Source organism: Oricola sp. (assembly GCF_965230365.1).
Classification (GTDB): Bacteria; Pseudomonadota; Alphaproteobacteria; order Rhizobiales; family Rhizobiaceae; genus Oricola.
On sequence record NZ_OZ246003.1, the window covers coordinates 355,886 to 379,278 of the forward strand.

The following is a 23,393-nucleotide window of genomic DNA, read 5'->3' on the forward strand; positions in this document are numbered from 1 at the left end:
TTTAGAATTATCGAATATACGAAACAATCAATAAAGGCAACTTCGGAAAAGGCTCTGATGGCCGGAACACAGGTCTTTCGCGGCGCCAAGCTGGCGACGATGACAGGCGCGGAAACACCCTACGGGCTGGTCCGCGATGGCGCCATCGCGGTCTGTGGCAAGACGATCGAATGGGCTGGACCGGCCGACGCCCTGCCGGAGCAATTTGCTTCCGCGCCGGCCGAAGACCTCGGCGGCCGCCTCGTCACGCCCGGCCTGATCGATTGCCATACCCATGTCGTCTTCGGCGGCGACCGGGCCGGCGAATTCGAGATGCGGCTGAATGGCGCCGGCTACGAGGCAATCGCGAAAGCCGGCGGCGGCATCAACTCGACGGTGCGCGCCACGCGCGAGGCGAGCGTCGCCCAGCTGATCGAAGGCGCCCTGCCGCGCGTCGACGCGATGATCGCCGAAGGGCTGACAACAATCGAAATCAAGTCGGGCTACGGACTGCAAAGCGAGACCGAACTCGCCATGTTGCGCGCGGCGCGCGAAATCGCGCGGCGACGGCCGGTCGAGGTGGTGACGACCTATCTTGGCGCCCATGCCACGCCGCCAGAATACAAGGGACGCGACGACGCCTTTGTCGACGAGGTGGCGATCCCGGTCCTGCGGGCCGCGCACGCCGAAGGGCTGGTCGATGCGGTCGACGGATTTTGCGAAGGCATCGCGTTTACGCCCGGCCAGGTTGCCCGGGTGTTCGAAGCGGCCAAGGCGTTGGACCTGCCCGTCAAGCTGCATGCCGAGCAGTTGAGCAATCTCGGCGGCGCGAAGCTGGCCGCTTCGTTTGGGGCATTGTCGGCCGACCACATTGAGTATCTGGACGAGGACGGCGTGCGGGCAATGGCCGGCGCAGGCACCGTGGGTGTGATCCTGCCGGGAGCGTTCTATACGCTTCGCGAAACCCGCAAACCGCCGATCGGCCTTCTTCGAAAACACGGCGTCGCGATGGCGCTGGCGACCGACTGCAATCCCGGTTCGTCGCCGCTGACATCGCTGCTGTTGACGATGAACATGGCGTGCACGCTGTTTGCGATGACGCCCGAGGAGGCGCTTGCCGGGGTGACGCGACATGCCGCTCGCGCGCTCGGGCTTTCGGACCGCGGCACGATCGCGCCGGGCATGCGCGCCGATCTGGCGGTCTGGGACGTCGCGCAACCGGCGGAGCTTGCCTATCGCATCGGCTTCAACCCGCTTCACCGGCGCATTTTCGGAGGCCAATCGTGACCGCGCTCATCCTCAATCCCGGCGAGACCCCACTTGAGACGCTCGAAGCCGTCTATCGCGACGAGGTTCCCGTGCGGCTCGACGAGGCGTGCCGGCCCGCCGTGGAGGCGGCAGCAGCGCGCATTGCCGAAGCAGCAGCGGGCAGCGCGCCGGTCTATGGCGTCAACACCGGCTTCGGCAAGCTCGCCAGCCACAAGATTGCGCCCGCAGACACCGCGGTCCTGCAACGCAATTTGATCCTCAGCCATTGCTGCGGGGTGGGCGAAGCGATGCCGCGCCGCATGGTGCGGCTGATGATGTCGCTGAAGCTTCTGAGCTTCGGGCGCGGCGCGTCGGGCGTGCGCTGGGCCTATGTGGAGCTGCTGCAGGACATGCTGGCCAGGGGCGTGACACCGGTTGTGCCGTCTCAGGGTTCGGTCGGCGCGTCGGGCGATCTGGCGCCGCTGTCGCACATGACGGCGGTGCTGATCGGCGAAGGCGAGGCCGAATTCGGCGGGCGCGTGCTGCCCGGCGCCGAGGCGCTGGCCGAGGCCGGGCTGACGCCGCTCGAACTGGGCCCGAAGGAAGGGCTTGCCTTCATCAACGGTACGCAGTTTTCGACCGCCTATGCGCTGGCCGGACTGTTCGAAGCGTGGCGGGCGGCGCGCAATGCGCTGGCGATCGCCGCCCTTTCCACCGATGCGATCATGGGATCAACAGCTCCGCTGCAACCGGAGATCCACCGGCTGCGCGGCCATCGCGGCCAGATCGAGGCGGCGGCGGCGATGCGGTCCCTGCTGCAGGGCTCGGCGATTCGCGAAAGCCACCGCGATGGGGACACGCGGGTGCAGGACCCCTACTGCATCCGCTGCCAGCCGCAGGTGGCGGGTGCGGCCATGGATGTGCTGCGCCAGGCCGCGCAGACGATCCTGACCGAGGCCAACGCGGCAACCGACAATCCGCTGGTCTTGAGCGAGGCCGGGCTAATCGTGTCTGGCGGGAACTTTCATGCCGAGCCGGTCGGATTTGCCGCCGACATGATTGCGCTCGCCATGTCGGAGATCGGCGCGATCGCGCAGCGCCGCATCGCGCTGATGGTCGATCCGGCGCTCAGCTTCGACCTGCCGCCCTTCCTGACGCCGGCGCCAGGGCTGAATTCCGGGCTGATGATCGCCGAGGTGACAACCGCCGCGCTGATGAGCGAGAACAAGCATCTGGCCAATCCCTGTGTGACGGATTCCACCCCGACCTCAGCCAATCAGGAGGACCATGTCTCCATGGCCGCGCATGGCGCGCGCCGGCTCACCCGCATGGCCGAGAACCTGAACCACATCCTCGGTGTCGAACTGCTGTGTGCCGCGCAGGGGGTCGAGTTCCGGGCGCCGCTTCTGACCAGCCCGCCCTTGCAGAAGGCGCTGGCGCGGCTGCGCGCGGATATCGCGACGCTTGCCGAGGACCGCTTCATGGCGACCGACATCGCCAGAGCGAAAGACCTGGTGGCTTCGGGCGCGATCCTGGCGGCGCTTGCCGCCGAATTACCGGAGCTTGAATGATGCAGGTATTCGAAGTCATCGAGGGCGACAGCCCGGTCGTGCTGGGCCAGCCGCATGGCGGCACTTTCGTGCCCGACGCGATCGCGGCGCGCCTCAACGCAAACGGTGCGGGGCTTGCCGACACCGACTGGCACATCACGCGGCTCTATGACGGCCTGTTGGCGAGAGCGAGCGTGGTGAAGTCCAACGTGCACCGCTATGTCATCGACGCCAACCGCGACCCGGCAGGCGCGTCGCTCTATCCCGGCCAGAATACGACGACATTGGTGCCACTAACCGATTTCGACGGCCAGGCGATCTGGGCGGAGGGGCAAGAGCCCTCGGTGGATGAAATCGAGGCGCGCAGGCTCGTCTATCACGCGCCCTACCACGCAGCTATGGAAGCCGAGCTTGAACGGGTACGGGCGCGGTTCGGCATCGCGATCCTGTTCGACTGCCATTCAATCCGCTCCAACATTCCATTCCTGTTCGAGGGCCAATTGCCGGTCTTCAACACCGGCACGAACACGGGGCAGGCCTGCGATCCGGCGATCGAGGCGGCGGTGCATGACGAGGCAGAGGCTTCCGGCCTGGGCGCGATTCTAAACGGCCGCTTCAAGGGTGGCTGGACCACTCGCCACTATGGTCGGCCGGCTACCGGCACCCACGCGATCCAGATGGAACTCGCGCAACGCGCCTATATGCACGAAACCCCGCCCTGGACGTATGACGAGGCCCGCGCCGGAAGCGCGCGAGCCAGTCTCGGACGAATGCTGGAAAAGCTGGCCGACCTCGCCCTGTCCGGCGCAATACCATCCAAAGGGAGCGATCAATGAGCGATCCGCGCAAAAACACCCGCGACATTCATCCGCCGACGGGCCCGGAGTTGAACGCCAAGTCCTGGCTGACCGAAGCGCCGATGCGCATGCTGATGAACAACCTGCATCCCGATGTCGCCGAGAACCCGCATGAACTGGTGGTCTATGGCGGTATCGGGCGGGCGGCGCGCACCTGGAAGGATTTCGACCTGATTGTCGACAGCCTCAAGAAGCTGGAGGGCGACGAGACGCTGATCGTGCAGTCAGGCAAGCCGGTCGCGATCATCCAGACCCACAAGGACGCGCCACGGGTGCTGATCGCCAATTCCAACCTCGTGCCGCATTGGGCGAACTGGGACCACTTCAACGAGCTCGATAAGAAGGGTCTGGCGATGTACGGCCAGATGACCGCGGGATCGTGGATCTATATCGGCTCGCAGGGGATCGTGCAGGGTACCTACGAGACCTTCATGGAGGCTGGCCGCCAGCACTATGGCGGCAACCTGAAAGGCAAGTGGATCCTTACAGGCGGACTGGGCGGCATGGGCGGCGCGCAGCCGCTGGCCGCGGTGATGGCCGGCGCCTGCTGCCTCGCCGTGGAATGCGACGAGAAGTCAGCCGAATTCCGTAAACGCACACGTTACGTCGACGAGATCACCCATGATCTGGACGAAGCGCTGGCGATGATCGCCGGCTGGACCAAGGCCGGCGAGGCGAAATCCGTCGGGCTGATCGGCAATGCCGCCGACGTGTTTCCGGAAATCCATAAACGCGGCATCCGCCCGGACATCGTGACTGATCAGACTTCGGCGCATGACCCGGTCAACGGTTACCTGCCGCAGGGCTGGACCGTCGCCGAATGGCGCGCCAAGGCAGAGACCGCGCCCAAGGAGGTCGAGAAGGCCGCACGCGCGTCAATGAAGGTGCACGTGGCAGCCATGGTGGCCTTCCACAATGACAGCGTGCCGACCGTCGATTATGGCAACAACATCCGCCAGATGGCGCTGGAAGAAGGGCTTGAAGACGCCTTCGCCTTCCCGGGCTTCGTGCCAGCCTATATCCGGCCGCTGTTCTGCAAGGGTATTGGCCCGTTCCGCTGGGCCGCGCTGTCGGGCGATCCGGAAGATATCTACAAAACCGACCAGAAGGTGAAGGAGCTGCTACCCGACAACAAGCACCTGCACAACTGGCTGGACATGGCGCGCGAGCGGATATCCTTCCAGGGCCTGCCGGCGCGCATTTGCTGGGTGGGGCTCGGCGACCGCCATCGGCTGGGGTTGGCCTTCAACGAGATGGTCGCCAATGGCGAACTCAAAGCGCCTGTGGTGATCGGGCGCGATCATCTGGATTCCGGTTCCGTCGCTTCGCCAAACCGCGAGACCGAGGCGATGATGGACGGCTCGGATGCGGTGTCAGACTGGCCGCTTCTGAACGCACTGATCAACACGGCGTCGGGTGCGACCTGGGTGTCGTTGCACCATGGCGGCGGCGTCGGCATGGGCTTCAGCCAGCATGCCGGCGTGGTGATCTGCGCCGACGGTACCGAGGATGCCGCGCGGCGGCTCGAACGCGTGTTGTGGAACGACCCGGCCTCGGGCGTTTGGCGGCATGCGGACGCCGGCTATGAAAGCGCCAAAGCCTGCGCACGCGAGCACGGGCTGCGCCTGCCCGGTATCCTCGACTGATCCGGACCCGCTGACAAATACTAGCGGGCCGGATTTGCACCCTGGCCCGGCGATCTCCTTGAGGCTCAGGCCTTCACCTTCTGCATCTTCGGATCGTAGAGCGGGTCGAGCGAGACTTCGGCCTTGACGCGCACAGTCGCGACTTCCAACTCGTATTCACCCGAGAGGACATGGTCCTTGTCGATCGGTTCGGTGCTGCGCACGTAGCCCATGCCGATGGACTTGCCGACCGTATGGCCGTAACCGGCCGAACTGAGCCAGCCGCAGCGCTCGCCATTGCGATAGATCGTCTCGCGGCCGGACAGGATCACGTCGCTGTCGGCGGTAAAGGTCGCCATGATCTTTTTCACGCCGGTTTCGCGCTGTTTCGCCACCGCATCGCGACCCTTGAACGGGATGTTGGACTTCATCTTGACCGCCCAGCCAAGACCCGCCTCGTCCGGCGTGTGATCCGGCCCGATGTCGGAGCCCCAGGCGCGGTAACCCTTTTCCAGCCGCAGGGTTTCGATGGCACGGTAGCCTGCATTGCGCAGGCCGTGCGCCGTGCCGGCAGCATACAGTGCCTCGTAGACCGTCTGGGCATACTCGACCGGCAGATGCAGTTCCCAGCCGAGTTCGCCGACATAGGTGATCCGCATGGCGAGCACCGGGCAACCGGCAATACCGATGCGATGGGCGCGGCCGAAGGGATGGGCCTCATGCGAAACGTCATCATTGGTGACGGCCTGCAGAATGTCGCGCGCCTTCGGTCCGAAAAGCGACAGCACCGCGTTCGCGGAGGTAACGTCGACAAGCTGCGCATTCATCCCGGCCGGGATGTTGCGGCGGATCCAGTCAAAGTCGTGCGTGGCGAAACCGGTACCGGTGACGATGTAATACTCGTCCTCGCCGGTGCGCACGCAGGTCAGATCGCATTCGATACCGCCACGGTCGTTCAGCATTTGGGTGTAGACGATCGAGCCGACCGGCTTGTCGACCCGGTTGGCGGCGATCCACTGCAGCGCAGCCTCCGCGTCCGGGCCAGTCAGGATGTATTTGGCAAAGGATGTCTGGTCGAACAGTACCGCAGCCTCGCGTGCGGCAGCATGCTCGCGGCCGACCGGCGCGTGCCAGTTGGGCCGCTCGAAGGTGTAGATGTCGCGCGGCTCCTCACCGTCTTCCGCATACCAGTTGGGGCGCTCCCAGCCGAGTTTCTCGCCAAACACCGCGCCTGCCGCCTGCAATGTGCCGTAAAGCGGCGAACGGCGGCACGGACGGCCGCTCGTGTGCTCTTCCGACGGCCATGCCATGGTGTAATGCTTGCCATAAGCTTCCAGCGTGCGGGCACGCACCCAGTCGGTGTCGGTGTGCGGCCGTCCGAAACGGCGGATGTCGGCCGACCACAAATCATAAGGCGGCTCGCCCCTGGCGACCCATTCGGCAAGCGCCATGCCGGCGCCGCCGCCGGCGGCGATGCCAAAAGCGTTGAAACCTGCGCCGACAAAGACATTGGCCATTTCGGGTGCTTCGCCGAGGATGAAATTACCGTCGGGCGTGAAGCTCTCCGGCCCGTTCAACAGCTGCTTGATACCGGCTTCCTGCAATTTCGGCACGCGTGGCAGGGCCAGTTCGACGAGCTGTTCGAAATGGTCGAAGTTGGAATCCAGCAACTGGAAATCGAACGGATCGGGTATGCCTTTCGCGGCCCAGGGGATGCCGTTCGGCTCGTAGCCGCCCATCACCAGGCCGCCGACCTCTTCCTTGTAATAGGTCAGGCGGTCGGGATCGCGCAGCGTCGGCAGATTTGACGGCACGCCAAAGGGTTCGGTGATCATGTACTGGTGCTCGACGGAAACGAGCGGCACGGTAACGCCGATTGTGGCGGCCAGTTCCCTGGTCCACTGGCCACAACACAGGACGAGTTTCTCGCACGCCACGTCGCCTTGCGCGGTACGCACGCCGACCAGCTTTCCCTTCTCGGTGAGAATTTCGGTGACCGGGCAATTCTCGACCAGTTTCGCGCCGTTCTTGCGAGCGCCTTTGGCCAATGCCTGGGTGATGTCGGACGGGCTCGCCTGGCCATCGGTCGGCAGAAAGGCGGCGCCGACAACATCGCCGATATCCATCAGCGGCCACAGGTCCTGGGCCTCTTTCGGCGTCAGCAACTGCATGTCGAGGCCGAAGGAATGGGCGGTCGTCGCCTGGCGCTTGACCTCCGTCCAGCGCTCCTCGTTGCAGGCAAGCCGCAGGCCGCCATTCATCTTCCATCCGGTGGCCAGCCCGGTCTCTTCCTCGAGCCGGTTGTAGAGTTCGATCGAGTAGCCGAGAAGCTGGGTGATGTTGGCGTTCGACCGCAACTGGCCGACCAGTCCGGCGGCATGCCAAGTCGAGCCGGAGGTCAGCGCGGCTTTTTCCAGGAGCAGCACTTCCTGACCCATCTGCGCCAGGTGGTAGGCTGTCGAACAGCCAACGATGCCGCCGCCGATGATGAGGATCCTGGAGGATGAGGGGAGGGTCATGAATGCGGTCCTCAGATTTGGTTGAAGTCGGCCAGCGCAGCGTTCAGCCGTTGCATGTTCTCAGCCGTGTAGGCGGCGTAATCGAAGTCGATCTCGGAGTGCAGCTCGGAGGTCATCGACCAGAGCGTCTCGCGCATCAGGGAGGCGCATTTCATCGCCTGGTAGGGCCGCCAGCGGATGTCGGGATCGGCCTCGAAATACTGCTCCAGCATGGCGCGCTCCTGCGCCTCGCCGAGACCGTTGTTGCTGGCAAGTCCGGCCAGATCGAAGAGCGGTGTGTTGTAGCCGCCGTATTCCCAGTCGATCAGCCAGAGCTTGTCGCCGTCATCCAGGATGTTGGCGGCCAAGAGATCGTTATGGCCGATCACCAGCTCCACCGGGCCAGTGGCGGCGGCAAGCTTTTCCTGCTCCGCCATCAGTCCCGGCAGCTTTGCTGCATGCGGCGAGTTATCGGCGAGCAAACGCGTCACATAGGTCTGATTGACCTGAAACGGCCAGAAGGCGAGCACCGGGGTGGTCAGATGCCGGCCCAAGCCGCGATGGGTCTTGGCGATCAGCTTGACGATCCGCGGCAGGTTGGCGGGATCGCGCACATCTTCCTCGCCATAAGTCCTTGCATCGAGGAATTCGAGCACCAGCACGCCCGGTTCGTGATGAACAACCCTGGGAGCGACGCCTAGCGCCTCGGCAGTACGACTTAGCGCCAGTTCGTTCCAGCGCATGACACCATGTTCGGGGATATCCTCGCCAAGCCGTACGACATAGTTTGCGCCGCCGTCGGTGACACGCAGATTGACATTGGTGATGCCACCACCAAGCGGCGTGATGTCGGTCGGATCGGAAAAGCACGATAGGCCGGCGACCCGGTCGATCACGGATGTCACGGTCATAATCCCAGTCTCTTCTTTTGCCCTTCGGCGGCCGCATGGACCACGCGGTCGGCGATGATGGCGATGAAGGCGACGGCAAGGCCGGCGACGATGCCCTGGCCGGCATTGGCCTTGGTCAGCGCGATGTAGACTTCCTGGCCGAGATCGCGCGTACCGACGAGCGCGGTGATGACCAGCATCGACAGCGCCAGCATGATGGTCTGGTTGAGCCCGAGCAGCAGTTGCGGGGTGGCAAGCGGCAGCTTGACCCGCCACAGCAGCTGGCGCGGCGTGCAGCCGGCCGTGCGGCCAGCCTCGATGAGTTGTTCCGGCACTTCGCGCAGGCCGAAGGCGGCGTAGCGGACCGCGGGCGCCAATGCGTAGAGCACGACGGCGATCATGGCGCTGAAATCGCCGACCCTGAACAGCATCACCACCGGGATCAGGTAGACGAAGCTCGGCAGTGTCTGCAGCGTGTCCATCAGGCCGAGAATGATGCGGCCGGCGCGCTCACGCTCCGCCGCCCAGATGCCGAGCGGAATGCCGATCACGGTGGCGATCAGCACCGAGACGCCGCACAGATAGATCGTCACCATCGCCTTGTTCCAGAGGCCGCTTGCGGCAATGAACGCCATAAACAGCGCGGAAAGAACGCCGATGCGCCAGCCGGCCAGCCGCCAAGCGAACAGCCCGGTGGCGACGATGCCCCAGGCCCAGGGAATGCCGGCGAAAAACTTCTTGACCGGCAGCAACAGCCACTGGAGGACAACCACCTTGATGGCTTCGAACGTGTCGAAGAAGTTGATGTTGATCCACTCCATCGCCGAGGCCCAGAACGGGCCGGTGGTCAGCGTCAGCGGCTCAGGATAGGTCTGGACGGCCGGCACTAAGCGGCCGAGGATGAGCGTGCCGACAACGATCGCGAAGACGGTCGCCGTCCAGGGATGGCGCTGCAGCGGATTGCCGGAGCGCGTTTCCGATACGCCGCGTTCTGCAAAGGCCTGGCTGACGCGATCGAGCGCGATGGCCATGACCACGATCGCCAGGCCGGCCTCGATGCCGCCGCCGATGTCGAGCCGGCGCAGGCTCGCAAGCACATCGAATCCAAGGCCGCCGGCGCCGATCATCGAGGCGATGATGACCATGTTCAGCGTCAGCATGATCACCTGGTTGACGCCGACCATCAGCGACGGCGTCGCCGACGGAACAAGCACTTTCCACATCATCTGGCGCCGGGTACAGCCGGCCATGCGCCCGGCCTCCTTGATTTCCTCCGGCACGCCCTTGAGCGCGACGATGGTCACGCGCACCATCGGCGGCATGGCGTAGATCACGGTGGCGACCAGCGCGGCGACCGGGCCGAAGCCGAACAGGATCAGCACCGGCACCAGATAGGCGAAAACCGGTACGGTCTGCATCAGGTCGAGAACCGGACGCAGGAGCCGGTCGAATAGCGGACTGCGGAAGGCCGCGATCCCAAGGAGCAGGCCGCCGACCGCGCCGATCGGCACGGCGATCAGCACCGAGGCGAGCGTGACCATGGCGCTTGCCCACTGGCCAAACACGGCGAGGTAGAGAAAACAGAAGCCGGCCAGCGCAGCCAGCCGCCAGTCGCGGGCGTAATGCGCGATGGCGACAATAACCGCGATGACCGCGATCCAGCTCAGTGACGGTGCATACTCCACCGCCTGCGCGCCCAGCCCGCTCTGGAAGCCCTCGATCAGGAGGTTGCGCAGGATCTGGTAGGGGGCCTCGATGACCGCCGCAATGGCGCGGGTGACATCGCGAAAGGTGAAGAAAAAGAAATGCGCGCTGTCGGTCAGCCAGTCAAGCAGACTGGTGATCCAGGCTTCGACCGGCATTTCATACTGCTTGGGAAAGCGGATGATCCAGCGAGCGTCGAGCGCCTTGTAGAGTTGGAAGGAATAGGACGACAGCGCCCAGGTCGCGGCAAAAAGCGCAAGCCAGAAGACCCTCGTTCCGGTCACGAGGCCCCACATCAGCGGCGACCCACAAGCACGTCGATCACGGCCTGGGCGTCGATCTGCCCGATCACTTCGCCATCGCGCATGACCCGGAAGGGCGCTTCCGACGCTTCGACGGCATCGGCTATGTCTTCTATGGCCGCGTCATGGGCCACCTCGCCGCCGAAGCTTGCGGCGGAGGCGGACTGCATGACGGTCGCCGCCTTGATGACCTTGGCGCGGGTGACATGGCGGGTGAATTCGGCGACGTATTCGGTGGCCGGGTTCAGCACCAGTTCCTCCGGCGTCGCCACCTGTTCGATGGCGCCGTCCTTCATCACCGCGATCCGGTCGGCGAGGCGGATCGCCTCGTCGAAATCGTGGGTGATGAAAATGATGGTCTTTTTCAGCATGTTCTGCAGGCGGATGAACTCGTCCTGCATCTCGCGGCGGATCAGCGGATCGAGCGCGGAAAAGGGCTCGTCCAGGAACCACAGGTCGGGCTCGACCACAAGCGAGCGCGCGATGCCGACACGCTGCTGCTGTCCGCCGGAAAGCTGTCGGGGATAATAGTTCTCGCGTCCCTTGAGGCCGACGAGTTCGATCACCTCGCGGGCGCGCGCCTCGCGGGTCTTTCGGTCGATGCCCTGCACGTCGAGCGGAAAGGCCGCATTTTCCAGCACCGTCAGATGCGGCAGCAGCGCGAACTGCTGGAACACCTTGCCCATCTTCTTGCGCCGGATTGCGATCAGTTCGGAGTCGGAGGCGGCGAGGAGATCGCGGCCCTCGAAGAAAATCTCGCCTGCGGTCGGTTCGACCAGCCGCGACAGGCAGCGCACCAAGGTCGACTTGCCCGATCCCGAAAGCCCCATGATCACGAAAATCTCGCCGCGCAGGATCTGAACGCTGACATCCCGCACCGCGCCGATCACGCCATGCGCCCGCAATGTCTCGCGGTCGGGGTTCGGCGTCTTCTTCAGAAGGTCGCCGGCATGGGCGCCGTAGAGCTTCCAGACATTGCGGCAATCAAGCAGAACGGATTCGGTCATCAAAACCTCATAGCAGATCGGCGCGCAGCCTTGGGCTCACGTTGCACGATTTGCCGTGTATCGATCGGGAAACTGCGTCGCATGCGCCCGCGCAGATGACGGGCGCATGCAATGACGGGAGCCTACTTCAGCCAGCCCATCCATGTGTCTTTGTTGGCGTCCATCCACGCCTTGACCGTGTCATCGACGGTCTTGCCGTCGAGATCCACCGCGGCGACCATGGCGCCCATGTCGTCGTTGGAAATGGTGAAAGCCTCGACAGTCTTGGCGGCGTCCGGCCAGTTCTCCGACAGGCCGGCCCATGCAACCTTCCAGATCGGGCCGGTCGGCTTGCCGCAATCGTAGGCAGCATTCGGATTGATGCCGACGGACGGGTCGTTGTAGCACTCGGCCGAATAGGGCGGGAACTGCACGAACTCGCCCTCATACTTGGCCGGCGCCCAGTGCGGCGCGTAAACCCAAAGGACGATCGGCGCCTTGCGCTGATAAGCCGATTCAAGCTCCGCGAACAGAGCCGCATCGGTGCCGGCATGAACCACTTCGAAGTCCATCTCCAGCGCTTCGACGCGTTCGTCGTCAAAGCCACCCCAGGTCACGGGCCCGCCAAGGTAACGGCCCAGCGGCGCGGTCTCTGCGGTCGCGAATTCAGACGCACAATCGTTCAACGCCTCCCAATCCGGCAGCCCCGGGCAGACGTCTTTCATGTATGCCGGGTACCACCACTCCTCGATCGCATCCATGCCGGTGGAACCGAGATTGACGACCTTGCCGGTCGCCGTTGCGGCGTCCATCGCTTCACGTCCGGTGGTTTCCCAGATCTCCATTGCGACGTGCAGATCACCGGTTTCCAGACCCGCGAACTGCGCAATGTAGTCGGCCTGGACATATTCCACATTGTGGCCGCCGGCCTTCAGCACTTCGCCCATCAGCGTCGTCGTGATCAGCTGGCCGGTCCAGTCATGCAGCGTGAGCTTGATCGGATCGGCTGAATCCGCCAACGCGGGAAATGCTGCGACGGACAACGCCAGCGCGGCTATCTTTGCTTTCATTTGGTGACCTCCTAGCAACGGCCGAAACTTTGTTTAACCGCCGGGCCCGTTTCGGCCCGGACCCGATGTCTCTTGTTGTGAACGTAATTCAACACCGATTTCGGCTAAAATCAACAAAAAACAACATTTCGCTTTCGACACGGAAATCGGTCGGCTATAGGCCGAGCTGTTCCAAATCCGTGCAGTATCGGAGTGCAGGTGACCAACCCAACCAACCAGCAACGGCTAACTGCCGCGATCTCCATTACCGAACTGGCCGCCCAGATCGCGCAGCGTCACTTTCGACGCGCGCCCGACATCGAGATCAAGCAGGATCTTTCGCCTGTCACGGTGGCCGACAAGGAGACGGAAGAGGCCATCCGCGCCGGTCTGGCCGAGCACTTTCCCGGCGAGGCGGTCTTCGGCGAGGAGTTCGGCCGTGACGGCGACGCGGAAACGACCTGGATTATCGATCCGATCGACGGAACGCGGTCCTTCATCGGTGGAGTGCCGCTCTACGGCATGCTGCTGGGATATCTGGAGGCGGGCCGGCCCACGCTGGGAGTCATCAGAATGCCGGCGATTGGCGAGGTTTATGCCGGCGGCACAGGTCTGCAAGCCACCTGCAACGGCGCTCCGATCCACGTCAGCCGCTGCAAGTCACTGGCCGAGGCCAGTCTCTTTATCAACGAAGGCGACAAGCTGGCTATCCGCGAGCCGGCGGTTTTCGCACGCCTCGTCGAAGCGGGCCGGCTGCGCCGGATGGGCGCCGACTGCCATCCGCATGCGCTGGTGGCCGCCGGGACGATGGATGCCGTTGTCGACTACGATCTGCAACCCTACGACTATTTGCCGGTATCGGCGGTGGTCGAGGCCGCTGGCGGTGTCATGACCGACTGGCAGGGCAAGGCGCTCGGCCTGAATTCCGACGGCCGTACCCTGACGGCGGCGACACCGGAATTGCACGCCGAACTCATGGAACTGGTCAACGCCAGAAGTTAGCCGCAGCGCACAGCCTCGATGTGGCCGGCGAAGGCAGGGTCCTGCATCAGCGCTTTGCAGCGATCGAACCGGCCCGTGGAGTAAGCCCAGAAATCCTCTGCCGGATTATCGTCGGCATGCTGAATCAGGCCCCACAGCGTCCACAGTAGGTCGCACATCGCCTTGTAGATCACCATCCGCCCGGTCTCGGCCGCCGTCGGCTTGCGGCCGAAATAGGCGCGCATCAATTCGGCGTCCTGCACCGCGTCCATGCCGGCCTCGACCGACAGATCGCCGACATCCCACAGCGGATCGTTCATGCCGGAATACTCCCAGTCGACGATCCACATGACTTCGCCGTCATCAAGGAAGTTTTCGCACAAGGGGTCGCAATGACACGGCGCAAGCGGCAGGTCGGCTGCCGCCAGCAGCTCCTTGACCGGACCGGCCGCGGCGACAACGTCGTGATAGCCGTCCGGCAGGTCGACATCCTTGGTCGCCAGCAGCCTCAGATACTCGTCAATCATCGAGAACAGTTCGAAACGGAATTCGAAGGTCTCGCCAGAGTTATGCAGTTTGGCCAGCGCGGCACCTGCCCGGCCCGGCGAACCCGCGCGGGACTTGAAAAGTTCCGGCGTCATGGTGGTGATGTCCGGCACCGTTTCGGTGACCATCAAGCCGGTTGCCGGATCGGCGTGGATCACCTCCGGCGACACGCCGGCGCGCGCCGCAGCCTTGGCATTGTGGGCCTCGACCTTGCGGTCGATATACTCCTCGGTGCCGGCGCCCGGGATGCGTACAACCACGGACTGGTCGCCCAGGTCCACGCGATGCACAAGATTGGTCAGTCCGCCGAGCCGCGTTATGCTGGCCGCGCCGGCCGAACCTTCAAACCCCGGCACCTTGCGCAGAACCTCCAGCACCTCTTCTGCCTGTTCCGTCATGTCTCCCCCTATCCTTTCAGCGCCTTGTTTTCCGGATCGTAAAGCGGCCCCGCCACCTGGCGGACCGGATGGCGCTCGCCGAAAACCTCGAGCATGAAGTCCTCACGTTCCCACAGGTCCTTGCCGAGATAACCGCGCAATATGGTCTTGCCGACAGTGTGCCCAAATCCCACCGAGGTGGCCAGAGAGACGGTGTCTTCGCCGACCAGGATGGTCTCGCCACCGGTCAGCGGCAGGTCGGCATCCGACACGAAGGTGCACAGCTTGCGGGTGAGATCGCCGGCCTTCTGCGCCGCCAGCACGTCACGGCCGAGGAAATCGCCCTTCGATTTCAGATGCACGCGAAAGCCGACGCCGGCCTCGACCGGCGTGTAGTCCGGCGTCACGTCGCCCGACCAGTAGATGTAGCCCTTCTCCATGCGCAGGCTCTCGATGGCGCGATAGCCGACATTGGCAATTCCAGCCTTCTGCCCGGCGGCCCACAGCGTGTCATAGACATGGGCCGCAAACTCGGTCGGGATGTGTAGCTCATAGCCCAGCTCGCCGACATAGCCGATCCGCGCCGCCAGAACCGGTGCGGCGCCGATGACGATTTCGCGAGCCGTGGAGAACGGGATCGCGGCATTCGAAACGCAGCCCTCCGACACCGCCGCCAGGACCGCGCGCGACTTCGGGCCGACAATGTTGATCACCGCTTTGGCGGAGGTCATCTCGATCAGGTGCACGGACCCGTCAGCGGGCATGTGGCGCCTGATCCAGTCGCTGTCGCGCACGCCGAAACCCGATCCGGTGACCATGTAGAACCGGTCCGGCGCCAGCCGGATGAAGGTCACATCGGCCTCGGTCCCGCCCTTGTCATTACACATCTGGGTGTAGATGACCGAGCCTGCGGGTTTATCCATGTTGGACACGCAGAGCTGCTGCAGCAGGTCGAGGGCGCCCGGGCCGAGGATCTCGAACTTGGAAAACGAGGTCTGGTCGATCAGCGCCACGCGCTCGCGCACCGCCCGGTGCTCCTCTGCGGCGTAATTCTTCCAGCCCGGCTGAAGGAAATCGAGCTGATCGACGGGAGCAACGCCGTCCGGCGCAAACCAGAGCGGGCGCTCCCAGCCGTTCTTCGAGCCGAACACCGCGCCAGCCGCCTGCAGCCGGTCGTGCAGCGGCGACAGGCGCAATCCGCGCGCGGTCTCGTGCTCCTTACCCGGGTATCGCATCTTGTAATGGTGCGCATAGTGCTCGACGGCGCGCGGATACATGAAGGCGCGCGTACCATGATGCGGGCCGAAACGGCGCACATCAAGCGGCCAGAGATCGAGCGACGGCGATCCGTCCACGATCCATTCGGCAATCATTTCGCCTGCACCGCCGCCGGCCGCGATGCCATACAGGAACCCGGTCGCCAGCATCAGGTTCTCGATGCCGGGCTGCCAGCCCATCACGAAGTCGCCGTCCGCAGAATAGGGAATCGGCCCGTTGATGACCTGCCGGATGCCGACCTCGTTGACGACCGGAGTAACCTGACCGGCAAGCTCGGCAAGCGGCAGGAAACGGTCGAGGTTTTCCGGCAGCAACTGGCGTACGAACTCGCCTGGAATGCGCGGGCTGCCGAAGGGCAGCGTGTCGTCTTCATAGCCGCCGATGACCAGCCGTCCGCCGACATCCGGCTTGTAGTAGACCAGCCGCTCGGGATCGCGCAGCGTCGGATAGTGGCCGATCTCGCTGCCGGTGGATTCGGTGACGATATACTGATGCTCGACCGCGCAGGCGGGCACGCGAATATCCAGCTTGGCGCCGATCTCGCGGCTCCACATGCCGGCGGCCAGAACAATAGTCTCAGCCTCATAGGTGCCGTCGCTGGTTTCCACCCGCGTAATCCGGCCGTCCGTGACCGTGAAGTCTTTCACCTCGACACCCTGCCTGATCACCGCGCCCTGCTTGCGCGCGGCCCCGGCCACAGCCTGGCAGAGCGAAGCCGGATCCACATAACCGTCCGACGGGATGAAGGCTGCTCCCTCCAGACCCTGTTCGTCGATCAGCGGGAACAGCTCTTTGGCTTCGGCGGGACTGATGATCGACATTTCCAGGTCGAAGCTGCGCGCCATGGTGGCGAGACGCTTCGCTTCGAGCATTCGTTCCCTGGTCGCCGCCAGCCGGAGCGACCCGGTCTTCTTCCAGTCGAACTGCATGCCTTCTTCGTTCTGCAGCCGGTCGTACATCTCCACCGACCTCTTCAGCATGCGGGTGGTGTTGCGCGACGACCTGAGCTGACCGACCAGCCCGGCGGCATGCCAGGTCGCGCCCTCGGTGAGGCCCGCACGCTCCAGCAAAACGACGTCGCTTTCGCCGTTGCGCGTCAGATGATAGGCGATCGAGCAACCGACGATGCCGCCGCCGACAATGAGGTGTTTTACAGAATGATCCGCCATCAACTCGCCCCGATGCAAACGGCTCGGCATGATAGGGAGAATCGCCACTCAATCAACAATTTTGTTGATTTCTGTTGATACGGGGCGATATTCTGCCTCAGAGGCGGGATTCGTGACTAATTTTGTGGCAAAACGGATCGAAAATGTCGAAGTATGAAGCCCAGATTCAGGAGATCGTCAGCCTGCGCGGCACCATCAGCGTGCTTGATCTGGCGCGTGAACTGAAAGTCTCCGACCAGACGATCCGCCGGGTCGTGCGGCCGCTGGTAGAGTGCGGCGAGATCAGGAAAGTGCACGGGGCGCTGGTTTCCAACCGCTCGGCGCTCGACCCGCCTTTTCTGGCGCGCATGACACAGAACCGAGCGGCCAAGGTGCAGATCGCGCGCGCTGTCGCGGCCCTCGTCAAGGATGGCGACAGCATCGCGATCGATACCGGATCGACCTCGGCATTCGCCGCCCAGGCGTTACGGGAACGCAAGGACCTAACGGTGGTTACCAACTCGGCCTTCGTCGCCAGCACGCTGGCGATGATCCCCGGAAACAATGTCTCGATGGCGGGCACCCAGTTGCGCGATCATGACGGCGCCGCCTTCGACCGCTCCGCCTTCGACGTGATCGGCCGGATGCAGGTCGATTATGTGCTGCTGTCGGCGTCGCTGGTTGACGCAAAGCGTGGCTTTCTCGTGCACGAGCAGTGCGAGGTCGATATTGCAAGTGCAATGATGGACATCTCGGCGCATACGATCATGGCCGTGGACAGTTCGAAATTCGAACCGCAGTCGAAACGGCCGGCCCTGCGTCAGCCCGCATTGCGCGAGGGCGACTTCATCCTCACAGATCGCGCCTTCGATCCGGCATTCGATCCATTGTTTGAACAGCAGACCGTGCTGATCGCGGAAAACGCGGTCCACAAACCTGCCTAGTATCGCCCAAGGCTGGCGCGCCAATGCAGGCTTGTGGCGCGATGCCGGGGTGCCAAGTCGAGACAAATTATTCAATAGTCATCGACTTTGACATATGAAGAGTCCCGCGCTACTCTCGAACGATTGTAACGAACGAGCGGAGCGGATCGATGGGCCTTGGCCAGGACTATGAAGCGCTCGACGTCGAGACTCTGCCTGCACGCCTGGGAGGCGTGGGCGCGGTCGCGAGCCGTGTCGGCGCGGACGCCTCAAGCTGGACGGTCCGCGAAGTCGGCGACGGCAATCTGAACCTTGTCTTCATTGTCGAGGGTCCGGCGGGCAAGGCTGTCGTTAAGCAGGCGCTGCCGTATGTCCGTCTCGTCGGCGACAGCTGGCCACTGCCGCTGTATCGCGCCTTCTACGAATATCATGCGCTTGTGCGTCAGGCCGCGCGCGCACCGGGTACCGTGCCCGAAGTGCTATATTTCGACGAGCGGCAGGCGCTGATCGCAATGGAGTATCTCGAGCCGCATGTGATCCTGCGCAAGCGGCTGATCGCCGGTGAACGGGTGGAAGGACTCGGCCCGTTTCTCGGCTGCTTCTGTGCCCGGACGGCTTTCCGCGGCTCCGAGCTTTACATGGCCAGCGCCGACAAGAAGGCCGATGTGGCGCTGTTTGCCGGAAATGTGGAAATCCCGGCCATCACCGAAGCGCTCGTCTTCACAGACCCCTATTACGACGCGGAGATGAACAACCACACCGCCGGCCTCGACCCGATCGTGGCAAAGCTGCGCGCCGATGTGGCGCTGAAGGTCAAGGCGCAACGGATGCTGCAGCGTTTCGCGTCCAACACCGAAACCATGGCGCATGGCGATCTGCACTCCGGATCGATCATGTCGACGTTGACGGAATCGCGGATAATCGATCCCGAGTTCGCGCAATACGGCCCAATGGGATTCGATATCGGCATGCTCATCGCCAACTACCTGATGGCCTATTTCAGCCAGCCCGGGCACCGGGATAGCGACCTGGACGCATATCAGGAGTGGATCCTCACGGTGATCGAGGAGACGGCTGCCGCCTTCGACGCGGAGTTTCGGCGGCTCTGGGCGACCGAGCGCACGGGTATGCTCTATCCCAAAGCACTGTTTGAGGACCAGAACCATGACAGCGCGCCGGCCTGCGACGCGGTGCTGGCCGAACTGTGGCAGGATGCGTGGGCCGTTTGCGGAATCGAAATGCACCGGCGCTGCCTGTCGCTTGCGCACAATGCCGACTTCGAAACCATCGAAGACGAACCTCTCAGGGCGAGCCTGGAAGCCCGCAACCTGATGATGGGTGCCGAATTGGTCAAGGCCGCCGACGATCTGGCGGGTGCGAAAGCCGTCTGCGGCATGGCCCGCGGCTACAATGAAAGGGACTTCCTGTGAAAATCAACGGTACGCATTACCGTTCGCTCTGGTGGAACCATGACGCGCATGTGCTGGAAATCATCGATCAACGCTGGCTACCGCACGAATTCCGTACCCAGCAGGTGACGTCGCTTCAGGACTATGCCGACGCGATCCGCGAAATGCGGGTTCGGGGCGCGCCGCTGATCGGCGCAACCGCGGCCTACGGCGTGGCCCTGGCGATGGCGCAGGACCCGTCCGACACCAATCTGGACGCCGCGAACGGCCTTCTCGAAAAGACCCGGCCCACGGCGATCAACCTCAGCTGGGCCTTGGAGCGATGCCGCGCGACCCTGCTACCGCTGGCCGAGAAAGACCGGGCCGACACCGCCCTGCAACTGGCGCATGACATTGCCGACGAGGATGTCGAGGTGAACCGGCGGATCGGCGAAAACGGTCTGGCGCTTATCCGCGAAATCGCGACCCGCAAACCGGAAGGCGAACCGGTGCGGCTTTTAACCCACTGCAATGCCGGCTGGATCGCCACAGTCGACTGGGGGACGGCGACAAGCCCGATGTATCAGGCGCATGATGCGGGCGTTCCGCTGCATGTCTGGGTGGACGAGACCCGACCGCGCAACCAGGGGCCACTGACAGCTTGGGAACTTGGCAGCCACGGGGTGCCGCATGCCTATATCGTCGACAATGCCGGCGGCCACCTGATGCAGCACGGGATGGTCGACATGGTGATCGTCGGATCGGACCGCACTACGGCGCATGGCGACGTTTGCAACAAGATCGGCACCTATCTGAAAGCGCTGGCGGCCAAGGCCAACGACGTTCCGTTTTATGTGGCGCTGCCGTCCTCGACGATCGACTGGACCGTGGGCGACGGGCTAACCGAAATCCCGATCGAGGAACGCCCGGGCGAAGAGGTCAGCCAGATCTTCTGGGGCAAGAATGCCGCCGACGATATAACCCCGGTCCAAGTGGCGCCCGATGGTTCCCCGACCGCCAATCCCGCCTTCGATGTCACGCCGCGCGATCTGGTCACGGGCTTGATAACGGAGCGCGGCATTTGCGAGGCCTCGCAGGAAGGGCTGGCCAAACTGTTTCCGGAACACGCGAGACCGGCGTGAACGACAGTCCGCATGTCCAAGTCTAGCGCGCCCAAATCACTGCCGGCGCATCCGGCCAAGTCAGAACCGCGTTTCGAGGCGACTGTGATCGAAGCGGCCTGGCTTTACTACCATGAAGGGCTGAACCAGAACGAGATTGCCGACCGCATGCGGATCAGCCGTGCTTCGGTGGTCAACTACCTCGGCGAAGCGCGTTCGCGCGGCTGGATCCGCGTCTATCTCGACAGCGATGTGTTTCTCGAAAACCGGCTATCGGAGGAGTTGCGCGGAGCCTATGGCCTGACCGGGGCGCTCGTCGCACCGGACGATCCGGCAAACGCCGGCGCCGACATGGCCCGCGTCGCACGGGCTGCCGCCGACTGGCTGCCGCGCTTGCTAGCGCCGGGCGACCGCCTTGGCGTGTCGTGGGGCGAGACGATCTATCAGGTAGCGCAGCAGATGACATCGCGCACGATCGAAAACCTCAGCGTCGTCCAGCTGGTGGGATCACGCCCGGCGGCGCTCGGCTTCGCAGCGGAGGCCTGTACTTCGATGATCGCGCAGAAGCTCGGCGGCGACTGCATCAACCTGCACGTGCCGCTGTTGCTTTCCAACAAGGCGGCGCGGAACATGCTGTGCGACGAGCCGGTGGTCGCAGACCAGCTTGCCGCCGTGGCGACATGCAACAAGACGGTTCTGGCCTGCGGCACCTGCGATGTCGATGCGCATATCGTCAAGACGGGGCTCTTGGATCCCGACAGCATCAGCGACTATCGGCGAAAGGGCGCGGTCGGCGTCATCTGCGGGCGCCTCATCGACGCCGGTGGTGCGCCGGTCCGCGCCGAGCCGGAAGACCGGATGATCGGCGTCAGTCTGGTAGACATGCGCGGCAAGGACATGGCCTTGCTGGTCGCGGCCGGAAAAGGGCGTGCGATACCGGCGAACGCGGCGATAAAGGGTGGCTATGTCACACATCTGGCAACCAGCACCCGTATAGCACGTGAACTGATCGAAATGGCGCCATAAAGAACACCATCCAAATGACCAACACCCTTCCCGATAGCGTGGAAACACGCGCCGCAATGATCGACACCTGCAAATGGATGAACACGCATGGCCTCAACCAGGGAACATCGGGTAATATCAGCGTCAGAACCGATCAAGGCGTGCTGATCACGCCGTCCGGCGTCCCCTACGAGGATCTGACGCCGGACATGATCGTCACGATCCCGCTTGAAGGCGCGCCGGACGACGGGCTGCCGCTCAAACCCTCGACCGAATGGCCTTTTCACCAGAAACTGCAGCAAACGCGGCCCGACATGGCTGTTGCCCTGCACGCCCACCCTGCATATTGCAGCGCGCTTGCGGTGCAGAGACGGCCGATCCCGGCCTGCCACTACATGGTGGCGGCATTCGGCGGGTCTGATGTGCCGTTGGTCGACTACTCGATTTTCGGCGGCGCGAAACTCGCCGACGATCTGAGCCAGGCGCTCAAGGACCGTCACGGCGCGCTGATGGCCAATCACGGCGCGACGGTGCTCGGCGAGACCCTGATGCGGGCACGGTGGCGGCTCGAAGAGCTGGAGAACCTGGCGCGCACCTATCTTTTAAGCCACGTCGGCGGCAGCCCGCATATCCTCACCGAAGCGGAAATGGCGGATGTCTTCCACGCCTTCGCCAATTACGGACCGAAATAAAGTGGACTGCGAGTTCCTGGCGTACGTTCACCTGCCAAGTAGTCGAAGGGGCAAGGGGCGATGCCCTTCCCGGGAGATAGGTGACAGGTTATTCCGGACGCGTGGGTTACACATGTCTCCGGTATGAACTGCAACCCATGTGTCCGGAACGCACCCTGATTTTGCTGGCGCACCCGACAGGATTCGAACCTGTGACCTCTGCCTTCGGAGGGCAGCGCTCTATCCAGCTGAGCTACGGGTGCCAATAGCGGTCAGGCCAAGCCGGGCCTTGGTAACCGAAAGCGGCGTCGCCTTCAATCCGGAATTTACTCGGGCACCGGACTGGAAAAACTCCACGCCCGGTGGAGCGGCGGGACGATCCGGCCTATGAGTAGAGCCGCATGACGATCGAGACCCTGATACCGCTAATGGCCGCTGTCGACCTGATGGCGGCGATCGTGTTCGCGGTGACCGGCGCGCTGGTCGCCTCGCGCAAGCAGATGGACATCATCGGCTTCATGTGGCTCGGCACGGTCACCGGCGTCGGCGGCGGCACGGTGCGCGACCTGCTGCTCGGCGTACCGGTGTTCTGGGTCGAGGACCCGTCGCTGGTCGTCGCCTGCCTGATCGCCGCGGTCGCCGTGCATTTCACCTCGCATCTGGTGCAGTCTCGTTACACGCTGATCCTGTGGCTCGATGCGGCGGGCATGGCGCTGGTCACCGTCGCCGGAACCGCCAAGGGGCTCGACAACGACACCGGCCCGCTGGTCGCCATGGTGATGGGGGTGATCACCGCCGCGGTCGGCGGCATCATCCGCGATATTCTCGGTCAGGAGCCGTCGATCATCCTGCGCCGCGAAATCTATGTGACCGCATCGCTGGCGGGCGCCGGCGCCTATGCGGTCGCCGACAACGTCGGTGCCGGGCGACTGACGGCAGCACTTTGCGGACTGGCCGTAGCCTTTGTGGCACGCGGGCTGGCAATCCGCTTCGGCTGGTCGATGCCGGTCTTCCGTGCCCGCCCCGGTCGGACGCCCGAGGAAATCGAGCGCGACAGCAACCAATAAAGTGCGCAGACGCGCCAACTGGCACCGTTTGCTAACGCCGCCTGACCGGAAAAGGTAAGTTTTTCCGCGCTTTGCCCTGCCTTCGCACAGTCGGCCTATCCTTTTGAACAGCCATTTCATCCATCGCGCCCGCCGCTAGCCTTTCGCCAGCGCCCGAGCCCTGCGTTTTGCGGTCAGATTGACTCAACGAAAAACAGCGA

At 63.8% G+C, this 23,393-nt stretch carries 18 protein-coding genes and 1 tRNA gene; 11 read left to right on the top strand and 8 right to left on the bottom strand.

Annotation, left to right across the window (positions count from 1 at the left end):
• Positions 1-57: 57 nt before the first annotated feature.
• From hutI to hutU, 4 genes are read left to right on the top strand one after another with little or no spacing between them, the layout of a single operon-like run.
• A complete protein-coding gene (gene hutI / locus ACO06R_RS01685; protein ID WP_421855274.1) occupies positions 58-1,266 on the top strand; it encodes an imidazolonepropionase in 1,209 nt (402 codons plus the stop codon).
• The gene (gene hutH, locus ACO06R_RS01690) at positions 1,263-2,798 is read left to right on the top strand and encodes a histidine ammonia-lyase (protein ID WP_421855277.1); all 1,536 of its coding nucleotides are present in this window, start codon (positions 1,263-1,265) and stop codon (positions 2,796-2,798) included. The genes hutI and hutH overlap by 4 nt, the downstream gene beginning before the upstream one ends.
• Positions 2,798-3,613 (top strand): N-formylglutamate deformylase, encoded by an 816-nt coding sequence (hutG, locus tag ACO06R_RS01695; RefSeq protein WP_421859161.1) that lies wholly within the window; start codon positions 2,798-2,800, stop codon positions 3,611-3,613. Before hutH ends, hutG begins: the two co-directional genes overlap by 1 nt.
• Positions 3,610-5,280: a urocanate hydratase gene (gene hutU, locus ACO06R_RS01700; RefSeq protein WP_421855280.1), complete on the top strand. Its 1,671-nt coding sequence runs from the start codon at positions 3,610-3,612 to the stop codon at positions 5,278-5,280. The genes hutG and hutU overlap by 4 nt, the downstream gene beginning before the upstream one ends.
• 65 nt (positions 5,281-5,345) lie before the next feature.
• On the opposite strand, the gene ACO06R_RS01705 is transcribed toward hutU, so the two are convergent.
• From ACO06R_RS01705 to ACO06R_RS01725, 5 genes are all read right to left on the bottom strand, one after another.
• The gene (locus ACO06R_RS01705) at positions 5,346-7,778 is read right to left on the bottom strand and encodes a GcvT family protein (RefSeq protein ID WP_421855283.1); all 2,433 of its coding nucleotides are present in this window, start codon (positions 7,776-7,778) and stop codon (positions 5,346-5,348) included.
• An 11-nt stretch (positions 7,779-7,789) separates the two neighbouring features.
• Positions 7,790-8,668 (bottom strand): phosphotransferase, encoded by an 879-nt coding sequence (locus ACO06R_RS01710; RefSeq protein ID WP_421855287.1) that lies wholly within the window; start codon positions 8,666-8,668, stop codon positions 7,790-7,792.
• Complete coding sequence (locus tag ACO06R_RS01715) at positions 8,665-10,635, bottom strand: ABC transporter permease (protein ID WP_421855290.1); 1,971 nt, start codon at positions 10,633-10,635, stop codon at positions 8,665-8,667. Before ACO06R_RS01715 ends, ACO06R_RS01710 begins: the two co-directional genes overlap by 4 nt.
• Before the next feature lie 11 nt (positions 10,636-10,646).
• Positions 10,647-11,660, bottom strand: a complete 1,014-nt coding sequence (locus tag ACO06R_RS01720) for a quaternary amine ABC transporter ATP-binding protein (RefSeq protein WP_421855293.1) — start codon at positions 11,658-11,660, stop codon at positions 10,647-10,649.
• A 122-nt stretch (positions 11,661-11,782) separates the two neighbouring features.
• Entirely contained in the window at positions 11,783-12,709 is a 927-nt protein-coding gene (locus tag ACO06R_RS01725; protein ID WP_421855296.1) for an ABC transporter substrate-binding protein, read from the bottom strand.
• Positions 12,710-12,907: 198 nt separating this feature from the next.
• Here ACO06R_RS01725 and ACO06R_RS01730 point away from each other — a divergent pair, with 198 nt between their 5' ends.
• Entirely contained in the window at positions 12,908-13,690 is a 783-nt protein-coding gene (locus ACO06R_RS01730) for an inositol monophosphatase family protein (protein WP_421855299.1), read from the top strand.
• Here the strand turns inward: ACO06R_RS01730 and ACO06R_RS01735 are convergent.
• Positions 13,687-14,613: a choline/ethanolamine kinase family protein gene (locus tag ACO06R_RS01735; protein ID WP_421855302.1), complete on the bottom strand. Its 927-nt coding sequence runs from the start codon at positions 14,611-14,613 to the stop codon at positions 13,687-13,689. The two genes, ACO06R_RS01730 and ACO06R_RS01735, sit on opposite strands and share 4 nt — an antisense overlap.
• A gap of 8 nt (positions 14,614-14,621) precedes the next feature.
• Positions 14,622-17,039, bottom strand: coding sequence for a GcvT family protein (locus ACO06R_RS01740; protein WP_421855305.1), 2,418 nt, complete (start codon positions 17,037-17,039; stop codon positions 14,622-14,624).
• A gap of 143 nt (positions 17,040-17,182) precedes the next feature.
• Between ACO06R_RS01740 and ACO06R_RS01745 the strand changes: the two genes are divergently transcribed.
• The 5 genes from ACO06R_RS01745 (at position 17,183) to ACO06R_RS01765 (ending at position 22,147) form a co-directional block, all read left to right on the top strand.
• Positions 17,183-17,962: a DeoR/GlpR family DNA-binding transcription regulator gene (locus tag ACO06R_RS01745; RefSeq protein ID WP_421855308.1), complete on the top strand. Its 780-nt coding sequence runs from the start codon at positions 17,183-17,185 to the stop codon at positions 17,960-17,962.
• Between the two features lie 149 nt (positions 17,963-18,111).
• Positions 18,112-19,371, top strand: coding sequence for an S-methyl-5-thioribose kinase (gene mtnK, locus ACO06R_RS01750; protein WP_421855311.1), 1,260 nt, complete (start codon positions 18,112-18,114; stop codon positions 19,369-19,371).
• On the top strand, positions 19,368-20,471 hold the full coding sequence (gene mtnA / locus ACO06R_RS01755; RefSeq protein ID WP_421855314.1) for an S-methyl-5-thioribose-1-phosphate isomerase: 1,104 nt from the start codon (positions 19,368-19,370) through the stop codon (positions 20,469-20,471). Before mtnK ends, mtnA begins: the two co-directional genes overlap by 4 nt.
• A 12-nt stretch (positions 20,472-20,483) precedes the next feature.
• A complete protein-coding gene (locus ACO06R_RS01760; RefSeq protein ID WP_421855317.1) occupies positions 20,484-21,476 on the top strand; it encodes a sugar-binding transcriptional regulator in 993 nt (330 codons plus the stop codon).
• Positions 21,477-21,490: 14 nt separating this feature from the next.
• A complete protein-coding gene (locus tag ACO06R_RS01765) occupies positions 21,491-22,147 on the top strand; it encodes a class II aldolase/adducin family protein (RefSeq protein WP_421855320.1) in 657 nt (218 codons plus the stop codon).
• A 165-nt stretch (positions 22,148-22,312) separates the two neighbouring features.
• Here ACO06R_RS01765 and ACO06R_RS01770 read toward each other — a convergent pair.
• A tRNA-Arg gene (locus tag ACO06R_RS01770) sits at positions 22,313-22,389 on the bottom strand.
• Positions 22,390-22,527: 138 nt separating this feature from the next.
• Here ACO06R_RS01770 and ACO06R_RS01775 point away from each other — a divergent pair.
• A complete protein-coding gene (locus ACO06R_RS01775) occupies positions 22,528-23,193 on the top strand; it encodes a trimeric intracellular cation channel family protein (protein ID WP_421855323.1) in 666 nt (221 codons plus the stop codon).
• Positions 23,194-23,393: the final 200 nt, after the last annotated feature.